Source organism: Bradyrhizobium erythrophlei, from assembly GCF_900142985.1.
GTDB lineage: Bacteria > Pseudomonadota > Alphaproteobacteria > Rhizobiales > Xanthobacteraceae > Bradyrhizobium > Bradyrhizobium erythrophlei_B.
The window spans coordinates 3,232,692-3,251,969 of the sequence record NZ_LT670849.1 but is presented as its reverse complement, the minus strand read 5'-3'; the positions used below and the strand labels follow the sequence as shown (position 1 = coordinate 3,251,969).

Genomic DNA, 19,278 nt, shown 5'->3' with positions numbered 1-19,278 from the left:
AGGCGCCCATGAATCCGGAAGCCTTTTCATCCTGGCAAATCTGGGCTGTGCTGTCGGCGGTATTTGCGGCACTGACAGCGATTTTCGCCAAGGTCGGCGTCGAGGGCATCAACTCCGATCTCGCCACCCTGATCCGCACCGCCATCGTTCTGATCACCCTGTCGCTCATTCTGTTTGCGACCGGGCAACTCACGAGCCCTGGCCAGGTCTCGCCGAAAAGCTGGCTCTTTCTGGTGCTGTCCGCGCTCGGCACCGGCGCCTCGTGGCTTTGTTACTTTCGAGCGTTGAAACTCGGCCCCGCCACGCTGGTTGCGCCGATCGACAAGCTCAGCGTCGTGCTGGTCGCACTGTTCGGCGTGGTGTTTCTCGGCGAGCGCCCCTCGCCTCAGGGGTGGATCGGGATTGCACTGATTGCCGGCGGCGCCGTGCTGATTGCCTTCAAGGGCTAACATAGCGTTTTCGAGCGAAGCCTGCCCTCGGACTTGATCCGGGGGTGGCCTCCGGTTCGCGTTAAGAAAACGCGCCAAACTAATGTTAGGCGGCCACGAGCAGCCCGACCCCGACCACGATCAGCGCGATGCCAAACAGTTCGCGCGGCGAAAGCGGCTGCTTGAACGAATAATACGCCACGGCCTGCGCAAACAGCACCTCGACCAGCGCCAGCGTGCGCACATTGGCGGCCGCGGTCAGCGCGAACGCCAGGAACCAGAATTGCGAGGCGAATGCGCCCATGAAGCCCGCGAGCAGCGAGGGTTTCCACAGCCGGAGAATATCGCTGAGCACCTTCGGGGCGCGCGCCAACAGATAGATCGTCAGGATCAGTGTCTGCACGAACAGGCCGAACACCAGCGTATAAGTCGCCGCCGTCACGAACGAGGCGCCCCCGATCGTGATGATGGCGCCGCGATATCCGTTGGCCGAAAGTGCGAAAGCAGCCGCCGACACCAGACCGATCACGGTCGGCCGCCAGTCCGCAAATCCCTTTTCACCGCCTGGCCGCAGCGCCGTGACGACGACGCCGATCGTGGCGATCAGGATCGCAATCACCTTCAGGGTGGTCAGATGATCGCCGAGAAAAACAAAGCCGAAGATCGCGGTCTGGATCGCCTCGGTCTTGAGATAGGCCGTTGTCACCACGAACGAGCGATCGTTCATCGCAACCAGCATCAGCCCGGTCGCGACGATCTGGCAGAGTGCACCGAGCAGAAGCCACGGCCAGAACGCCGGCGTTGGCGACGGCATGGCATCGCCCGTGAAAGCCAGCACGCCGGCAAAGAACAGGACGGCGAACGGAAAGCCGAACAGAAAGCGGATATTGGTGGCGCCCCAAGTGCCGAGCGGCCCGGTCAATTGCCGCTGCATGGCGTTGCGCGCGACCTGACCGGCCGCGGCGACAACGGTAAAGGGAATCCAGAGCGAAGCTGCGGTGAACATCAAGGAATGCGGGAAGGAGGAATCAGGCAGAAATCAAATCATGCCTTCCGCAATCACCATGTAGTTCACGTCCATGTCGGACGACAAACCCCAGCGATCGGCGAAGGGGCTGTAGACTACGCCAGTCTGCTCGGCGATGGTTAGCCGGTTATCGAGAAGGTGACGTGCAAGTTCGTCGGGGGTGACGAATTTTTCCCATTGATGGGTGCCGCGCGGCAGCCAGCGCAGGACATATTCCGCGCCGACGATGGCGAGTGCAAAGCTCTTCCAGTTGCGGTTGAGCGTGGAGACCACCATCAGCCCGCCGGGCTTGAGCATCGCCGCACAACGGCCAATGAACATGCCGACGTCGCTGACATGCTCGACCACTTCCATCGCCAGCACGATGTCAAAGCGCTCCCGCACGTCCATCTCTTCGACCGTCGTGCAGCGATAATCGATCGACAGATGGCCGCGATCGGCATGCAGCCTGGCGGCCGCGATATTGCTGGCCGACGGATCGACACCGATCACTTGCGCCCCTAATCGCGTCAGCGGCTCGCACAACAGCCCCGCACCGCATCCGATGTCGAGGACGCGCAGGCCCGAAAGACAATTCAGGCTTCTGATGTTGCGGTCGAACTTGCGGCACGCAGCGTCGCGAATATAGGTCAGGCGCAACGGATTGATCTTGTGCAGCGGGGCCATCTTGCCCTTGGGATCCCACCACTGCTCGGACAATTTCGAGAATTTTGCAATCTCGGCCGGATCGACGGTCGATGCGGCGGCGGAGGCAGGGGGGGTGGATTGCATGGCCATGGCGCCCGTCGTTCCTAGTGCGCGGTGATGGCGCTGCGAAACGCCAGGGGCGAGGCGATCGTTTTGATTACCTGCGGCGGCACTTCTCCCATCCCCACGATGGAGACATTGCCGTAGTTGAGCAGACGGCCCGGAATACTCTGGTCCACTTCGACGCTTGCGATCTTGTCGAGCGCGATCTCGAAGGTGTGGCGATTGATGAAGCCGGTCTTGTGAACCACCCGCCGATCGGTGACATCGGTCTCGGTGGTGAACCGGTGGAACCAGCCTTTGATCGTGAAATAGAGCGCCACAACGGCGATCACCGCGGCCGCGGGCAGGCCCAGCACGGCCATCGGCGGGACAGCGACAGAGGCGGCGGCAAGCGCCAGCACCACGACCCAAGCCAAGATTGCCGGCAGGTAGAAGATCCAGTGCGCATTGGTCGAATACAGCACTTTTTCGCCCGGCTGCAGGATCTCGTCGATGTAACGCCCCATACAAACAGCCTCATTAACTCAAACAGGTGGCGGGTTTCCCCCGATAGCCGGAACCGGGCTTGCCCCCGACCGCGCCGCTATGTATACGCGCCTTTCGAGCCAGGCGCGTGAAGCTTTGCGCCGGTTACATTAATAGTCCGCAGGGGAATGTACCAGTGCGGCGAATTTGAAGCTCCTACGGTGTCGCGGCCAGTCCGTGACAGGAGCGTCAAATTCAATGCCGCACTGGAATCAATATCTTGCTAGAGCTCCTTTGATACCGAAGTTCGCATCGGAGGTAGCCGTTACAGTTTTGCGAACTTCGGTATCGGAGCTCTAGTTCGTCATGGGTCGCCTCGTGATGAAATTCGGCGGCACATCGGTCGCCAACATCGAACGCATCCGCAACGTCGCACGTCACGTCAAGCGCGAGGTCGACGCCGGTCATGACGTTGCCGTCGTCGTCTCGGCGATGTCCGGCAAGACCAATGAGCTGGTGGATTGGTGCCGCGAAGCGTCGCCCATGCACGATGCGCGCGAATATGACGCGGTGGTGGCCTCCGGCGAACAGGTGACCGCGGGGCTGCTGGCGATTGCATTGCAGGCGATCGGCATCCAGGCACGTTCTTGGCAGGGCTGGCAGCTCCCGATCAAGACCAGCGACGCCCACGCCTCGGCGCGAATTCTCGACATCGACGGCAGCGAGCTGCTCCATCGTTTTAAGGAGCGCAAGGAGGTCGCCGTCATCGCCGGCTTCCAGGGCATCAACCCGCAGACCAACCGGATCACGACGCTCGGGCGCGGCGGCTCCGACACGTCGGCGGTAGCCGTTGCGGCTGCCATTCGGGCCGACCGCTGCGACATCTATACGGACGTCGATGGCGTCTACACGACCGATCCGCGGGTGGTTCCGAAAGCCCGCCGGCTCGACCGGATCGCTTTCGAGGACATGCTCGAACTGGCTTCGCTGGGCGCCAAGGTGCTTCAAGTCCGTTCGGTGGAACTCGGCATGGTGCACAACATGCCGATCTTCGTTCGCTCCAGTTTCGACAAGCCGGAAGATATCGACCCCCACGCCAACCAGCCGCCGGGCACGCTGATCTGCAGCGAGGAACAAATCATGGAAAGCCACGTCGTCACCGGTATCGCCTTTTCCAAGGACGAGGCCCAGATTTCCATCCGCCAAATCGAGGACAAGCCGGGCGTTGCGGCCTCGATCTTCGGTCCGCTGGCGGGCGCCAACATCAATGTCGACATGATCGTGCAGAACGTCTCCGAGGACGGCAAGACCACCGACCTCACCTTCACGGTGCCGGCTTCCGACTATACGCGCGCCCGTGACACCATCACGGCTGCCAAGGCCAAGATCGGCTATGCCCGGCTCGACAGCGCCACCGACGTCGCCAAGGTCTCGGTGATCGGCAGCGGCATGCGCAGCCACGCCGGAGTCGCCGCCACGGCGTTCGCGGCGCTTGCCGCGCGCAACATCAACATTCGCGCCATCACCACCTCGGAAATCAAGTTTTCGGTGCTGATCGACACCGCCTATACCGAACTCGCCGTGCGCACGCTGCACACGCTCTACGGCCTCGATCAAGTTTAGAAATAAATTCTGTTAGCGGCTGCAACATAGATGTGTGCAGCCAGATGCCGTGTACGGATTTTTGAACCGTCACACTGGCAGGGCTTTTGCTTGGCAAAACAAGGCTCGATTCGGTATACGGCCTGAATGAGCCCGATTGTGATCTGTGCCACTGTTTTGGCGGGGTGATTCGGCCGATAGACTGGATTCGCGGCACCGCCGAATGAATAAAATTGTTGCGTCCAGAGTTCGACGCCAGCTCCCGGCCGCCCGGTAGCCTGGCCAGGCGGGAGAGGATTTGAGCCTATGCGAAGCGCGTCGGGAGGCCCCCGCGTCCTGTTGAGACGGCTTCGCGAAACCATGGCGGAGCAGGTCAGCGCGCAGGAGCGTCTGGACAAGATCGTGGTGCTGATCGCTGCCAACATGGTGGCGGAGGTGTGCTCGGTCTACGTCCTGCGCGTCGACAATACGCTCGAACTCTACGCCACCGAAGGTCTCAACCGTGACGCCGTGCACCGCACCGTGCTGAGCGCGCATGAAGGCCTGGTTGGCCTCGTCGCCAGCGAAGCCACGCCGCTCAACCTCAACGACGCCCAGAGCCATCCGGCCTTCTCGTTCCGCCCGGAAACCGGCGAAGAAATCTATCACTCCTTCCTCGGCGTGCCGATCCTGCGCGCCGGCAACACGCTCGGCGTCCTGGTGGTGCAGAACCGCGCCAAGCGCACTTATGTCGAGGAAGAGGTCGAGGCCCTCCAGACCACGGCGATGGTGCTGGCGGAGATGATCGCCTCCGGCGAATTGTCATCGCTGGCCCAGCCTGGCGCCGAGCCCGCCGCACGGCACTCGCTGCACAAGGTGGGCGCGATCCTGTCCGACGGCATTGCGCTCGGCCATGTCGTGCTGCACGAGCCGCGCGTCGTCATCACCAATTACATTGCCGAGGACCTGCCGAAGGAAGTCAAGCGGCTCGATGCGGCACTGGCCAAGCTGCGCGCCGACCTCGACCGCATGCTGGAACGCGGCGACGTCGCCGACGGCGGCGAGCACCGCGACGTGCTCGAAGCCTACCGGATGTTCGCCAACGATCACGGCTGGTCGCACAAGCTGCATGAGGCCGTCGCCACCGGCCTCACGGCCGAAGCCGCGGTCGAGCGCGTGCAGTCGGATACCCGCGCGCGCATGCTGCGTTCGACCGATCCCTACTTGCGCGACCGGCTGCACGACCTCGAGGACCTTGGTCACCGCCTGATGCGGCAACTGGTCGGACAGGATCACGCGCCGTCGCGCGAGCAATTACCCGATAATGCCATCCTGATCGCGCGCGCGATGGGGCCGGCAGCACTACTCGATTACGATCGCAAGCGCCTGCGCGGCCTGGTGCTGGAGGAAGGCACCGCCAACTCGCACGTTTCGATCGTGGCCCGCGCGCTCGGCATTCCGGCGGTCGGCGAAGTGCCGAATGCACCCGGCATTGCCGATCCTGGCGACGCCATCATCGTCGATGGCACATCAGGCTCGATCTATGTCCGCCCTTCGGCGGAGATCGAAGCGGCCTATGCCGAGCGGGTACGGTTTCGTGCCCGCCGGCAGGCGCAATACTCGGCGCTGCGCGACAAGCCCTGCGTCACCAAGGACGGCCAGCCGGTCGAACTCCTGATCAATGCCGGGCTGGCGATCGACCTGCCACATATCGACGACACCGGTTCGGCCGGCATCGGCCTGTTCCGCACCGAGTTGCAGTTCATGGTTGGCCAGAGCCTGCCCCGCACCAGTGACCAGCTCGCACTGTACCGCACCGTGCTCGATGCCGCAGGCTCCAAGCCGGTGACATTCCGTACACTGGACATCGGCGGCGACAAGGCGCTGCCTTATATGGAGAGCGTGATCGAGGAAAATCCGGCGCTCGGCTGGCGCGCAATCCGGCTCGGTCTCGACCGGCCCGGCCTGCTGCGTGGACAGATTCGCGCGCTGCTGCGCGCCGGCGGCGGCAGAAGCCTGCGCATCATGTTTCCGATGATCTCGGAAGTTGCCGAATTCGATGCCGCCAAGAGCATCGTCGAGCGCGAATTGACGTATCTGCGCCAGCACGGGCACTCGCTGCCCGAACGGATCGATATCGGCACCATGCTGGAAGTGCCTGCCTTGCTCTATCAGCTCGACGAGCTCCTGAAGAAGGTCGACTTCATCTCGGTGGGGTCGAACGACCTGTTTCAATTTCTGTTCGCGGTCGACCGCGGCAACGCCAAGGTTTCCGAGCGATTCGACACCTTGTCGGCGCCGATCCTGCGGGTGCTGCGCGAGATCGTGCAAAAGGCAAAGCTCGCCAAGAAGTCTTCCTCCCTCTGCGGCGAAATGGCGTCAAAGCCGATCGGCGCGCTGGCGCTGATTGCGCTTGGCTATCGCTCGCTGTCGCTGTCGGCAACCGCGCACGGCCCGGTCAAGGCGATGATCCTGGACCTCGACGCCAAAAAGGCCGAAGCCGCCATGAGCGCGATGCTCGATGCGCCATCCGGCAGCGTTTCGATTCGTCAGAAGCTGACTGAATTTGCCGAGGCCGAAGGGCTGGCGTTGTAGCGGGCCTGTTTTCCGTTCCGCTACTCATCCCCCCGCGAAAAGCACCTATATTCGAGACCATGATGTCGACGTTACCCGAAGCCAAACTGGACGTTCTGCTGGCGCACCACGCCTCCCTCGAAGCACAATTGCTGGGCCAGGTGAGCTCGGAAGACTATGTGCGGATCACGCGCGAGCTTGCCGAGCTCAATCCGCTGATCGATGCCGTCAAACTCTATCGCGCCGCGCGCGGCGAGCTCGCTGACACCGAAAGCCTGATTGCGGATGCAGCGATCGATCCGGAAATGCGCAGCATGGCCGGAGCCGAGCGCGAGACCTTGCAGGCGCATATCGGCGAACTGGAGCAGAAGATCCGCGTCGCTTTGTTGCCGAAGGACGCGATGGACGATCGCAACGTGGTGCTGGAAATCCGCGCCGGCACCGGCGGCGACGAAGCGTCGCTGTTCGCCGGCGACCTGTTCCGCATGTACGAGCGCTTCGCCGGTTTGCAGGGCTGGAAGGTCGACGTGATTTCGGCGAGCGAAGGCACGGTCGGCGGCTACAAGGAAATCATCGCCGAGGTACAGGGCCGCGGCGCTTTCGCCAAACTGAAATTCGAATCCGGCGTGCATCGGGTACAGCGGGTGCCCGACACCGAAACGCAAGGACGCATCCACACTTCTGCGGCAACGGTTGCGGTGCTGCCGGAGGTCGAGGACGTCGACGTCGACATCAAGAACGAGGATTTGCGAATCGAGACCATGCGCGCGCAAGGCGCCGGCGGTCAGCATGTCAACAAGACCGAATCCGCGATCCGCATCACCCATATTCCAACCGGCATCGTCGTGATGATGCAGGACAGCCGGTCGCAGCACAAAAACCGCGCATCGGCGATGAACATCCTGCGTTCGCGCATTTACGACGCCGAGCGCCAGCGCATCGATGCGGTGCGCTCGGCCGATCGCAAGGAGAAGGTCGGCTCCGGCGATCGCTCTGAGCGCATCCGCACCTACAACTTTCCGCAAGGCCGCGTCACCGATCACCGCATCAACCTGACGCTCTACAAACTGCCGCAGGTGATTGCCGGCGAAAGCTTGAGCGAACTGATCGATGCGCTGACGACCGAGCATCAGGCCGCGCAACTGGCGGCGCAAGGTGCGGCGGCGTGACGGCATCTGCCGCTTTCGCGGGCGAGAGCGTCGAGGCCGCACGGCGCGCGTTGGCAGCAAGGCTCAGACAGCACGGCATCGACTCGGCTGACCTCGATGCGCGTCTGCTGGCGGGTGCTGTATTCGGCCTCGATCTCACCGGAATGATCGCAGCCACGACGCGAATCGTGACACCGGACGAAGCGATGCGTCTTGAAGATTTTCTGCACCGGCGCACTGCCGGCGAGCCGGTCGCGCGGATTCTTGGCACCAAGGAGTTTTGGGGTCTGAACTTGCAATTGTCGCCGGCCACATTGGTGCCGAGGCCGGACACGGAAACCGTCGTCGAGCTCGCGCTTGAAACCTGTCGCGACCAACCTCACATAGATGGCAGGCGACGCATCGCCGACATCGGTACCGGCTCGGGTGCCATCCTTCTTGCGTTGCTATCCGAGCTTCCGAAAGCAACCGGCGTCGGCACCGATATCAGCCTCGAGGCCTTGCGTACGGCGCGTGACAACGCAGCACGCGTCGGCCTTGCTCCACGCGCGTCATTTGTCGTGTGCAACTACGCGGCGGCCCTGTCGGGGACGTTCGACCTGATCGTGTCGAACCCGCCTTACATTCGCTCGGCCGACATCGCCGGCCTTGAGCGGGAGGTGCGCGAATATGACCCAGCCCGCGCCCTGGACGGCGGTTCGGATGGCCTTGATGCCTACCGCGCGATTGCACCTGAAGCCGCCCGCCTTCTGGCACCCGGTGGCGTGCTGATCGTCGAGGCAGGATATGGCCAAAGCGGCCCTATAACCGATTTGATGGTGACCTCCGGGTTAACGCCCGACCTGCCGCCCAAGGCCGATCTGGCAGGCATCCCGCGGGCTGTCTCGGGGCGGAAACTGCCCCGATAAAGCCCTATTGGAATGCAAAAAAAGCACTTGGAATATTTCCCCGGAGCGACTACGTTCCGGCCAACATCAGTCCAGGGTTGCTGGCCCCGTAGGCAGATACGGATCGAGGCCGGAGTTCTCAAACGAGAGCCTGCCCCGGGTGAAAAGGTTCCAAAACGCAGGTCCTTTTGAGCGCGATGGCTTGGAAAAAAAGCTGCGCAGCTATCGACCGCAAAGCGAACGAAAGCCTGATATTGCGCTTGATGAATCACGCTCGGGACCTGTGCTAGTTTTGGCAAGCGGATTGACTTGCTGCGGCCGGCGACGTGCGCCGGGCTGGTGGGGAACGCGTCCTTGTTGACTGCGACGTACGGCAAATCTGTGTGGAATTGAGCGGCCGTTTTTAACCCGCACGCGCGAGACGATCGCGCGGGCCGGATCAGGACGCGCGGCATTGGACGAAACGAAACGGTAAACGGATCAAAAGACGACATTCCAAAAGCCAGTCGACGTTTGAGGCTTGAGGAGTTCGGCAAGGTAATTTCAGGGCTGGATCAAAGGCACGATATGAGAAACGGTCAAAACAACAAGCGGATGCGTAACCGGAACAACAATAATAACAACAACAACAATAACCGGCGTGGCCAGAACCCGATGACCCGGGTGTTCGAATCCAACGGACCCGACATCAAGATTCGCGGCACGGCCTCTCACGTCGCCGAAAAATACGTGCAGCTTGCGCGCGATGCGCGCTCCTCCGGCGATCCGGTCGCGGCGGAAAACTACTATCAGCACGCCGAGCACTACTTCCGCCTGATTGCGGCGGCTCATGAGCAATTCCGACAGAATCAGCCGCAGCCCCGCGCCGATGCCGATGTGTCTGCCGAAGAGGGCGAGGAAGAGGATGGTTTTTCGAGCAGCTTCGGCCAGGAGCCGGGCTTCGTCCCCGTCCAGCAACAGCAGCCTTTTCAGCGCGACAACGGTCAGCGGGACAGTGGTCAGCGGGATCGCGATCATCAGCAGTCGTATCAATCGCGCGAGCAGCAACAGCCGCGTGAGCATCGCGAGCCGCGCAATCAGCCGTCATTCCAGCAACAGCCACAACCTCCGATGCCGGATAATGGCGGCGTCGATCGCCTGCCCTCCTTCATCACCGGACCGCAGCCGCAGATCAACGGCGGCCACTCCGGCTTCGAGGGCAATGGTGGCGAACGCGAACGTTTTCCGCGCCGTCGCCGTCGTCCGCAAGGGCCACGCCCGGAAGGAATGGCCGCGGCGCCTGCAGCACCCGGCGACGATTTCAATCCGGGAAATGAATAGTTAGCTTTCGCGCGACCTGGCGCGGGCTATTTCTCGTCACGTTGAAATGACGATGGCACCAGTACCGGCGGCAACGCCGGTATCAGGCGGGTGCGTTCGCGGTGTGCGGGGATAGCGCGGTAAACCTGCTTGGTGGCTTCTACGATGTGAACGCCCGCAAAGGGCATCGAGATCGAAGCGCCGAGGCGCTCCCACGCCATCGCCGAGCGCAAAAACCAGCCGGCCGCGACCGGCGGCACGAACAGAGCCTCGCCCCACCCGATCGGCGTGAACCACGTCTGCCGCAACAGTTGCGTGATCTGCGAGCGCGAATACGGCCGGCCGTGGCCGAACGGCGTGCTGTCCGTGCGGGTCCACACGCTGCGCCGGTTTGGAATCACCGCCATCATGCGGCCTGACGGCGCCAGCACCCGCCACACCTCGCGCAACAGCGCCTCCGGATCGTCGGACATTTCGAGCGCGTGAACCAGCAGAATGCGGTCGACGGCCGCGTCTGGCAGCGGCAACGACAACTCATCGACCAGCGACGCCAGGGTCGGCCGCGCCGTCGGCCATTTCAGCACGCCCTGCGCCGCCGGCATGAGGGCGATGCAGCGTTCGGAAGAATCGCGAAACAGGCCGAGATACGGCGTCGGATAGCCGATGCCCAAGACGCGTTGGCCTTCGGCTTCCGGCCAGCGCGCATGGATGCCGCGATTGATCAACCGCCGCGCCACGATACCCAGGCGCTGGGAGTAGAAATCCCTCAGGTCGATCACATCGATAGTCATGGTCTCAATCTATCACGGCCATGGGTCTAATTGAGCGGCCAATCGCGCATTGCTCAATCGCCGTTAACGCCTTATTTCATGGCTAGTGCCCACTTTCCGAAGTTCGTGCTCCATTGCAGCACCCACCGTCACGAACTTCGGAAAGTCATGGGCACTAGAAGACTTATTGAATCTAGTACCGCTTTGTCGATCTGAAGTCCCTGATCAAACTCGCCGCTTGTGGCACAGGGACTTCAGATCGGCGGTACTAGAGCCCGTTAGACCGACACGGAGATATCATGGCCGCCGAAATTCGCCTGTTCCCCTGCCTGTCCGATAATTTCGGCTATCTGATTCACGACCCCGCAACCAAGGCAACCGCCTCGATCGATGCGCCGGAGGCCGCGCCTATCGTCGCAGCACTCGAGCGCGAGGGCTGGACCTTGACCGACATTCTCATCACCCATCACCACCACGATCACGTCGGTGGGGTTGCCGAGTTGAAACAGAAGTACAAATGCCGCGTCATCGCGCCGCACGACAAGTCTACCAAGATCGCCAATGCCGATCTCCGCACCAAGCAGGGCGACGTCCTGAAAATCGGAAGCCTGCTGGCGCGGGTGCTGGAAACGCCGGGCCACACACTCGATCACGTCAGCTACGTCTTCGATAACGAAAAAACAGTGTTCGCCGCCGACACGCTGTTCTCGATCGGCTGCGGAAGGGTGTTCGAAGGTACCTATCCGATGATGTGGGATTCGCTGCTCAAGCTGCGCGCGCTGCCCGACGACTTCAAGCTTTATTGCGGTCACGAATACACCGCCTCGAACATCAAGTTCGCGCTGACGATCGAGCCGGACAATCCCGTGCTGAAAGCCCGCGCGGAGGAAGTGAGACGCCTGCGGGAGGCGAACAGGCCGACGATCCCGACCCTGCTCGGCGAGGAAAAGAAAGCCAACGTGTTCCTGCGCGCGGACGAGCCGTCAGTCGCCGCCAGCGTGCGGATGAAGGACCGCAGCGCCGCCGAAATCTTCGGCGAACTGCGCGAACGCAAGAACAAATCCTGATAAGAGCTATCCCGATGGGGACGCGACCTTCGGCTGCCGAGATCATCGCACGGCTTGATCTGAAGCCGCATCCGGAAGGCGGTCATTATCGCGAGACGTTTCGCGATTCGAATCTTGACGCCAATGGGCGCTCACGCTCGACGGCGATCTACTTCCTGCTGGCGCGTGGCGAGCGCTCGCACTGGCATCGCGTCGATGCCGTGGAGGTCTGGCACTATTATGCCGGCGATGCGCTGACCTTGCAGATCGCTGACGATGACGGCGCGCGCGACCTCAGGCTCGGAACTGATTTCGCAGCCGGCGAAGCGCCGCAGGCGACCGTGCCGGCACATGCCTGGCAGGCCGCGGAATCGACCGGCGACTGGACGCTGGTCGGCTGCACCGTCGCGCCGGGATTCGAGTTTGCGGGCTTCGAGCTGGCGCCACAAGGCTGGGCGCCCAAATAGCCCTCTCAGCGCCTGCGAAAAAGATCTTTCGCCGCGATCAATCCACCGCCCGCAATCAGCACGGCCGCGAGCGCGATGTTGGCGCTGGCCTTGGCAAAACCCGCCAGAATCAGAAACGCCGTCGACAGCAAGGGCGTCGCGTAAGAGGCGGCGCCCAGCACGCGGATGTCGCCGCGCTTCATGCCGACGTCCCAGGTGTAGAATGCAGCGCCCACCGGTCCGACGCCAAGCGCTGCGATCGCAAGCCATTGCGCCGCCGTCTCGGGCCATATCGTATTCTCTAGCAGCATATGCATGAGTGCGGCGAGCAGCGCAGTGACGAGGCAAAAGCCGGCCACCGCATCCGTCGGCACCGCCTTGAGCCGCCGCGACATCACCGAATAGCTCGCCCAGACGAACGCCGCGACAAAGGCTGCGAACAATCCCGGCAGTTGACCGGGCGCGAAGCCCGACAGGCCGCCGCCGATCAGAAGCACCGGCAAGGCCCGCCAGCGCGCCGATGACGTGATGCAGCGCGAGCCGCTCGCCGGGCAGGAACGACGAGAACACAACGATCAGCAACGGCCAGAGATAATTCAGAAGCCCGGCTTCCGCCGGCGGCGCGAAGCGCAGCGCGAGGAAATACAGCGCGTGATAGCCGAACAATCCGCCAACGCCGACGGCCCATACCTTTGGCGGCTGTCGCAGCGACGACAGCGCCTCGGGCCGTCCGATAAAGGTGGACAGTCCAACCAGCCCGCCGATCGCAAACGTTATTGCGGCGAGCTGAAAGGCCGGAATTTTCCCGCTCGCCACCGTCAGCACGGCGAGCAGTGACCACATCAGAATTGCGGTCAGTCCGATCAGGGTCGCGGTGCGGGGGTTCATCGTCATTCCGGGGCGCGAGTGAAACGAGCGAGCCCGGAATCCATCTCTCCCAGTATAGTCGTGGTGCGGTGGATTCCGGGCCTGCGCCTAAGCGGGCGCATCCCGGAATGACAAGTATCGAAGTTCAGCGCAAGTCACCCCGCCGAGGCTCGAGTCATCACACCATGTATTGACCGCCGTTGATCGTCAGCGTCGAGCCGGTGATGGCGCCGGCGTCGTCGGCTGCGAGAAACAGCACGGCGCGCGCGATCTCTTCCGGTTCGCCAAGCCGGTTGACCGGAATCTGCGGCAGGATGCTTTTTTCCAGAACCTCTTTCGGCACGGCCTGCACCATCTCGGTATTGATATAGCCGGGGCAGATCGCATTCACCGTGATGCCGCCCTTGGCGTTCTCCAGCGCGAGTGCCTTGGTGAATCCGATATCGCCGGCCTTGGCGGCCGAATAATTGACCTGTCCGAACTGGCCCTTCTGGCCATTGATCGAGGAAATGTTGACGACGCGGCCGAATTTTCGGGCACGCATGCCCTCGATCACCTGGCGGGTGACATTGAAGAGCGAACCGAGATTGGTGTTGATCACCGCATTCCACTGCTCGATCGTCATCTTGTGAAATGCGCCGTCGCGGGTGATGCCGGCATTGTTGACGAGCACCTCGATCGGGCCGAGATCGGATTCGACCTGCTTCACACCTGCCGCACAGGCCTCGAACGAACTGACATCCCATTTGTAAACGGGAATGCCGTTTTCGGCCTTGAACTTTTCCGCCGCCGCGTCATTGCCGGCATAGTTGGCGGCGACCTTGTAACCAGCAGCCTTCAACGCCTTGCTGATTGCAGCGCCAATGCCTCGCGTTCCGCCCGTCACCAATGCAACACGTGCCATGATCGAATCCTTCCCTTGGCTTTGCCGGCTTTTGAAATGCGCTTCTTATGTAGCTGACGAATTAAGCGGGCCGTTGAACGAACATCAAGAACAAAACGCCCGGAACGAGTTCCGGGCGTTTTTCTTAATTCAGAGATGTGCAGTTGCGAAAGAATAATCCTTCCGCAATCCTGCCGCCTTTTTAATCGCGAGCCAGACACATGGCGATGCCCATGCCGCCACCGATGCAAAGCGTGGCGAGGCCCTTCTTGGCATCGCGCTTCTGCATTTCGTGGAGAAGCGTCACCAGCACGCGCGCGCCGGATGCGCCGACCGGGTGGCCAATCGCGATCGCGCCACCATTGACGTTGACCTTGGCGGTATCCCAGCCGAGGTCCTTGTTCACGGCGCAGGCCTGCGCGGCAAAGGCTTCGTTGGCCTCGATCAGGTCGAGATCGCCGATGCTCCAGCCGGCCTTCTTGAGCGCGGCGCGCGAGGCCGGGATCGGACCCGTGCCCATGATCTTCGGGTCGACGCCGGCGTGGGCCCACGACACGATGCGCGCGATCGGCTTCTTGCCTTCCTTGGCGGCCTGCTTGGCGGTCATCAGCACGACGGCGGCGGCGCCGTCATTGATGCCGGAAGCGTTGCCGGCCGTGACCGTGCCGTCCTTCTCGAAGGCCGCACGGAGCTTGTTCATGGCTTCCAGCGTTGCGCCGTGACGCGGATATTCGTCCGTATCGACGACGACATCGCCCTTGCGGGTCTTGATCGTGACCGGGACGATCTCGTCCTTGAACTTGCCGGCCTTCTGAGCGGCCTCGGCCTTGTTCTGCGAGGCGACCGCGAATTCGTCCTGCTGGGCGCGGGTGATCTGGTACTGCTTGGCGACGTTCTCGGCGGTGTTGCCCATGTGGTAGCCGTTGAAGGCGTCCCACAGCCCGTCCTTGATCATGGTGTCGATGAATTCGAGGTTGCCCATCTTGACGCCGCCGCGCAGGTATTGGGCATGCGGGGCCATGCTCATGGATTCCTGGCCGCCGGCGACCACGATTTCCGAGTCGCCGTTGAGCAGCGCCTGATAGCCGAGCGCCACGGTGCGAAGTCCGCTGCCGCAGAGCTGGTTGACGCCCCATGCCGGGCTTTCAACCGGGATGCCGGCGGCGATCGAGGCCTGGCGGGCCGGGTTCTGGCCCTGCGCCGCGGTGAGGATCTGGCCCATGATGACTTCCGAAACACGGGCCGGCTCGATGCCGGCGCGCTCCAGCGCGGCCTTGATCGCGACAGCGCCCAGATCGTGGGCCGGTAGCGTAGCGAATGCACCGTTGAAGCTTCCGACCGGGGTGCGGGCGGCGCTGACGATGACGACATCGTCTGACATGGACATCTCCTGGGTATGGGTCTTTTTGAAGGGGCGGGCGCCGGACTGGCAGGCCACTCTCAGCCCTCATCCTGTTAACGTCGTTGAGGCATGTCAATTGGCCGGAGGGTGGAATCTCGCGGCGTTGCATTCAAATTGGCTGACCTGACGCTTTGCTGAGCCGTCTCCGTGCTTTGGGATTAACCGTGCCGCACAAAACGGTAGCCGAACCGCATTGAAAATGCTTACCTTTGCTGCAATGCATTGACTTCGGCCCTCGGCGGCGCCGCAGGGTTCCCATTTCCCGGCCTTTCTGTGAGAGCCCATGGCGAAATCTGACCAACCCACCACGATCAAGAAATACGCAAATCGTCGGCTCTATAATACCGGCACCAGCACCTACGTGACGCTTGAGGACCTCGCCGCGATGGTCAAGGAGGGCGAGGACTTCCTCGTCTACGACGCCAAGACTGGCGACGACATCACCCGCTCGGTGCTCGCGCAGATCATCTTCGAGCAGGAGAACAAGGCCGGGCAAAATCTGTTGCCGACGACGTTCCTGCGGCAACTGATCCGCTTTTACGGCGACAGCATGCAGATGGTGGTGCCGAAATATCTCGAGCAGTCCATCGACACGCTGACGCGCGAGCAGGAAAAGTTCCGCAAGCAGATGGCCGATACCTTCAGCGGGACGCCGTTCGCGCCGCTCGAGGAACACGTCCGCCGTAACATGGAACTGTTTCAGCAGACGTTCTCGATGTTCAAGCCGTTCGTGCCGCTGCGCGCTGGAGAAGTCGAGAAAGTCGCCGAGCCCGCGTCGGACAATATCGACGATCTGCGCCAGCAGATGAAGGACATGCAGGATCGCCTCGATCGCATGTCGAAGGAGCCGAAGAGCGAGTAGGGAACCGGCTTCGCTAGCTTCCATCCTTCGCTTCCATAAGTTGTTTCGTCATGGCCGGGCTTGACCCGGCCATGACGAGTGAATTTGCAGCGACCTCTCATTTCCAAACGCAGCTCTGGAGCCAGAACCGGGCTGATCGAATCGCCCTCTCACCGTTCGGACTTCGGGAGCGACCATGGTGCGAGCAGCTTTTGCGCAAGGCCAACGAGGCGAAACAGGGCCAGGCTGATCGCAACCAGAATCACAAGCCCTGCGAACGCGCTCGGGATTTTGAAGAACGATGTCGAGAATGCGATAAAAAATCCAAGCCCGCGTTCCGCCGCCACGAATTCCGCGACAACAGCGCCGATAACCGCGAGCGTCGATGATATCTTGAGCGCCGAGAACAGATGCGGCAGCGCAAAGGGAAGCCGCACATGCAGGATCTCCCGCACGCGGCCGGCGCGAAGCGAACGCGACAGCTCGACGAGTTCATCGGGCGTTGCCAGCAGGCCGGTCACCGTCGAAACGACGATCGGGAAAAAGGCGATCAGGAATGTGATGACGACGCGCGGAAGGTCCGACGCCCCGAGCGTGACGATGATGATCGGAGCGACAGCGACGATCGGTGTCGACTGCACCACGACGAGAATGGGATATAGCGTTCGCGACAGCAGGCGCGACGACGCCAGCGCCACTGCGAGCGGCACCGAGATCAGAATCGCGAGCGCGTATCCCATCAACGCAACCCGCAAAGTCGCCCAGATATGCCCCAGCCAGACCGGCAAGGGCGTCGCCAGCATCGCCTGCATGACGACGCTGGGCGAAGGCAGCAGGAAGGACGGGATCGCAAGCAACCGAACCGTGGCCTCCCACAGCAGGAGCAGCCCGACAAAGGCAGCAGCAGGCGCGATCCGGTCGAGCAGCACAAGCAACCGCCCGTCGACGGGAAGCTTCATGCCGCGACCGGGCGACTGAAGAGGCGGCCACGGATGTGACTGGCGAGTTCATGGAAGGCGGGCTCCGAGAGCGTCTTCATGGACCGCGGCCGCGCCAGCGGCACGTCAAGAACCTCGCGAACGCGCCCCGGGCGGCCGGTCATGACGATGATGCGATCGGCAAGCAGCAAGGCTTCCGGAATCGAGTGGGTGATGAACAGCACCGTCTTGGGCCGCTCGGTCCAGATTCGCAGCAATTCGAAGCTCATCTCGTCGCGGGTCAAGGCATCGAGCGCGGAAAACGGTTCGTCCATGAGCAGGATATCGGGATCGAGCAGCAGCGCACGCGCGATCGCCACGCGTTGCTGCATGCCGCCCGAAAGTTCTTCGGGCCGTCGCGTGTCAAAGCCGCCGAGGCCGACCAGTTCGAGAAGTTCGCGGGCACGCGTGCGCTCGACATCGCTGACGAAGCCGTATTTGTGGCGCATCGGAAACGTGACGTTGCCAAGCACATCGAACCACGGCAGCAGGGTCGGTCTTTGAAACACGATTCCGATCTCGTCGCGCGGCTCCACAACCGGCATGCCGAAAATCTCGACGCTGCCCGAGGTCGGATGGATCAGTCCCGCGATCAGCCGGAGCAACGTGGATTTGCCGCAGCCGGACGGTCCCAGCACCGCTACGAATTCATGACGATCGATTTCGAACGAGAGGCCATCGAGAGCATCGACGCGTTTGCCGTCGGCACCGAGGAATGTCTGGCCGACGTCGGCGAATCGGATCACGGACTGACGCGCGGCCATCGGCACATACCTCACTTGATTGTTGCTGCGCCCCCGGAGTTCACCGACAGCGCAGCAACGTTCCGAATTAGACCACGAGCAACTACTTGAGGAAATCGCGGCTGACGGCGCTCTCGGGATTGAGCTTGTCGATCGGCAGGTTTTGCGCCTCGGCTACCCACTTCCACGTCGTGGCCAGCAATTTCGATTCAAACGCCCCGCTGCCATCCTTTTTGGCGATATCATTGACCATCAGAGGAATGGAGGCCTTCCATTGTTCGGCGGCCGTTGCGACATCCACTTCCGGCACGTGAGCCTTCAATGCCTTGGCCGCCTCCATCGGATCGGCGATCGCCATTTCGGTCGCGCGCTGATACGCCTTGAGGAACTTGCGAACCGTCTCGGGGCGTTCCTTGATCATCTTGTCAGAAACGAAAACCGACAGGCCGTACCCGTCGAAGCCGTACTTCGACCAGGCGAGTTCCTTGAACGATTTGCCGGCCTCGTTAAGCGGACCTGCGAAGGCCGGTGCAACGGTAACCCAGTTGATGGTCGCGTCGACCTTGCCGGAGGCCAACATCGGCGCCAGCGCGCCTGGATCAACCTTCAGCAGCTTGATCTTCTCGGCATCGACGCCATTGGCCTTGAGCACCAGCGGCCAGGATACGTTGGACGAGGAGAACGTGGCGGTGGCCACCGTCTTGCCCTGCAAATCCTTCAAGTCGTTGATGCCGCTCTCCTTGGTGGTGAAGATGGCGTCCGGCTGTAACGTATAGATCGACATGACGGCCTTCACAGGCACATCGTCCGTTGCCTTGGCCTGCAACAGCGCAGCTAACCCGCCCGTTCCCATGTCGGCAGATCCCGTCGCGAGCTTGGTCACGACATCGCTGGAGCCGCGGCCAGACTGGATGTTCACCTTGATGCCTTCCGCTTCGAACAGGCCTTTTTCAGCGCCGAGATAGACCGCGGCCTTGTCGCCGGCGGGCAACCAGTCGAGGAGGAAGCTCACGGTCTCGGCCGCGAGTGCGGTTTCGGAAAACGTAATCGCAAGTGCGACGACAGCGGATATTGGAAGCAAACGTCTCATGAAAATAACTCCTGTCGTTGGTTATGGTGCCGGCTTTGGAGAGTTCATTTGCAA

The 19,278-nt window shown here is 62.2% G+C and carries 18 protein-coding genes and 1 pseudogene; 9 read left to right on the top strand and 10 right to left on the bottom strand.

The window, feature by feature from the left end:
• Positions 1-8: 8 nt before the first annotated feature.
• Complete coding sequence (locus BUA38_RS15170) at positions 9-449, top strand: EamA family transporter (RefSeq protein ID WP_072818867.1); 441 nt, start codon at positions 9-11, stop codon at positions 447-449.
• A gap of 85 nt (positions 450-534) precedes the next feature.
• Here the strand turns inward: BUA38_RS15170 and BUA38_RS15165 are convergent, their stop codons facing one another.
• The 3 genes from BUA38_RS15165 to BUA38_RS15155 are packed head-to-tail and all read right to left on the bottom strand — an operon-like array spanning position 535 to position 2,711.
• Positions 535-1,434 carry a DMT family transporter gene (locus tag BUA38_RS15165; protein ID WP_072818866.1) on the bottom strand — a complete coding sequence of 300 codons (900 nt, stop codon included), beginning with the start codon at positions 1,432-1,434 and terminating at the stop codon, positions 535-537.
• A 33-nt stretch (positions 1,435-1,467) separates the two neighbouring features.
• On the bottom strand, positions 1,468-2,232 hold the full coding sequence (ubiG, locus tag BUA38_RS15160) for a bifunctional 2-polyprenyl-6-hydroxyphenol methylase/3-demethylubiquinol 3-O-methyltransferase UbiG (RefSeq protein WP_072818865.1): 765 nt from the start codon (positions 2,230-2,232) through the stop codon (positions 1,468-1,470).
• A 14-nt stretch (positions 2,233-2,246) separates the two neighbouring features.
• Positions 2,247-2,711 (bottom strand): PH domain-containing protein, encoded by a 465-nt coding sequence (locus tag BUA38_RS15155; protein WP_072818864.1) that lies wholly within the window; start codon positions 2,709-2,711, stop codon positions 2,247-2,249.
• 325 nt (positions 2,712-3,036) lie between these two features.
• On the opposite strand from BUA38_RS15155, the gene BUA38_RS15150 reads away from it, so the two are divergent.
• From BUA38_RS15150 to BUA38_RS15130, 5 genes are all read left to right on the top strand, one after another.
• Positions 3,037-4,293, top strand: coding sequence for an aspartate kinase (locus BUA38_RS15150; protein ID WP_072818861.1), 1,257 nt, complete (start codon positions 3,037-3,039; stop codon positions 4,291-4,293).
• Between the two features lie 285 nt (positions 4,294-4,578).
• A complete protein-coding gene (gene ptsP / locus BUA38_RS15145) occupies positions 4,579-6,846 on the top strand; it encodes a phosphoenolpyruvate--protein phosphotransferase (protein ID WP_072818859.1) in 2,268 nt (755 codons plus the stop codon).
• A gap of 62 nt (positions 6,847-6,908) precedes the next feature.
• Positions 6,909-7,994, top strand: a complete 1,086-nt coding sequence (prfA, locus tag BUA38_RS15140; RefSeq protein ID WP_072826138.1) for a peptide chain release factor 1 — start codon at positions 6,909-6,911, stop codon at positions 7,992-7,994.
• Positions 7,991-8,881 (top strand): peptide chain release factor N(5)-glutamine methyltransferase, encoded by an 891-nt coding sequence (prmC, locus tag BUA38_RS15135; RefSeq protein WP_072818857.1) that lies wholly within the window; start codon positions 7,991-7,993, stop codon positions 8,879-8,881. Before prfA ends, prmC begins: the two co-directional genes overlap by 4 nt.
• A gap of 546 nt (positions 8,882-9,427) precedes the next feature.
• Positions 9,428-10,180 carry a DUF4167 domain-containing protein gene (locus BUA38_RS15130; protein ID WP_072818854.1) on the top strand — a complete coding sequence of 251 codons (753 nt, stop codon included), beginning with the start codon at positions 9,428-9,430 and terminating at the stop codon, positions 10,178-10,180.
• Between the two features lie 26 nt (positions 10,181-10,206).
• Here BUA38_RS15130 and BUA38_RS15125 read toward each other — a convergent pair whose 3' ends face one another.
• Positions 10,207-10,950: a class I SAM-dependent methyltransferase gene (locus BUA38_RS15125; protein ID WP_072818851.1), complete on the bottom strand. Its 744-nt coding sequence runs from the start codon at positions 10,948-10,950 to the stop codon at positions 10,207-10,209.
• A 278-nt stretch (positions 10,951-11,228) separates the two neighbouring features.
• Here BUA38_RS15125 and gloB point away from each other — a divergent pair, with 278 nt between their 5' ends.
• Positions 11,229-11,996 carry a hydroxyacylglutathione hydrolase gene (gene gloB, locus BUA38_RS15120; RefSeq protein WP_072818848.1) on the top strand — a complete coding sequence of 256 codons (768 nt, stop codon included), beginning with the start codon at positions 11,229-11,231 and terminating at the stop codon, positions 11,994-11,996.
• A 14-nt stretch (positions 11,997-12,010) separates the two neighbouring features.
• Positions 12,011-12,442: a cupin domain-containing protein gene (locus tag BUA38_RS15115; protein WP_072818844.1), complete on the top strand. Its 432-nt coding sequence runs from the start codon at positions 12,011-12,013 to the stop codon at positions 12,440-12,442.
• 5 nt (positions 12,443-12,447) lie between these two features.
• On the opposite strand, the pseudogene BUA38_RS15110 reads toward BUA38_RS15115, so the two are convergent.
• From BUA38_RS15110 to BUA38_RS15100, 3 genes and pseudogenes are all read right to left on the bottom strand, one after another.
• Positions 12,448-13,309: pseudogene (locus BUA38_RS15110) on the bottom strand (DMT family transporter).
• Between the two features lie 157 nt (positions 13,310-13,466).
• Positions 13,467-14,192 (bottom strand): acetoacetyl-CoA reductase, encoded by a 726-nt coding sequence (phbB, locus tag BUA38_RS15105; protein ID WP_072818840.1) that lies wholly within the window; start codon positions 14,190-14,192, stop codon positions 13,467-13,469.
• 181 nt (positions 14,193-14,373) lie between these two features.
• Positions 14,374-15,552, bottom strand: a complete 1,179-nt coding sequence (locus BUA38_RS15100; RefSeq protein ID WP_072826137.1) for an acetyl-CoA C-acetyltransferase — start codon at positions 15,550-15,552, stop codon at positions 14,374-14,376.
• A 304-nt stretch (positions 15,553-15,856) separates the two neighbouring features.
• On the opposite strand from BUA38_RS15100, the gene phaR reads away from it, so the two are divergent.
• Positions 15,857-16,435, top strand: a complete 579-nt coding sequence (gene phaR, locus BUA38_RS15095; RefSeq protein WP_072818837.1) for a polyhydroxyalkanoate synthesis repressor PhaR — start codon at positions 15,857-15,859, stop codon at positions 16,433-16,435.
• A 149-nt stretch (positions 16,436-16,584) separates the two neighbouring features.
• On the opposite strand, the gene BUA38_RS15090 is transcribed toward phaR, so the two are convergent.
• From BUA38_RS15090 to BUA38_RS15080, 3 genes are all read right to left on the bottom strand, one after another.
• Complete coding sequence (locus BUA38_RS15090; RefSeq protein ID WP_072818834.1) at positions 16,585-17,373, bottom strand: ABC transporter permease; 789 nt, start codon at positions 17,371-17,373, stop codon at positions 16,585-16,587.
• On the bottom strand, positions 17,370-18,155 hold the full coding sequence (locus BUA38_RS15085; RefSeq protein WP_072818830.1) for an ABC transporter ATP-binding protein: 786 nt from the start codon (positions 18,153-18,155) through the stop codon (positions 17,370-17,372). Before BUA38_RS15085 ends, BUA38_RS15090 begins: the two co-directional genes overlap by 4 nt.
• An 82-nt stretch (positions 18,156-18,237) precedes the next feature.
• Positions 18,238-19,224 (bottom strand): ABC transporter substrate-binding protein, encoded by a 987-nt coding sequence (locus BUA38_RS15080; protein WP_072818826.1) that lies wholly within the window; start codon positions 19,222-19,224, stop codon positions 18,238-18,240.
• Between the last annotated feature and the right edge of the window lie 54 nt (positions 19,225-19,278).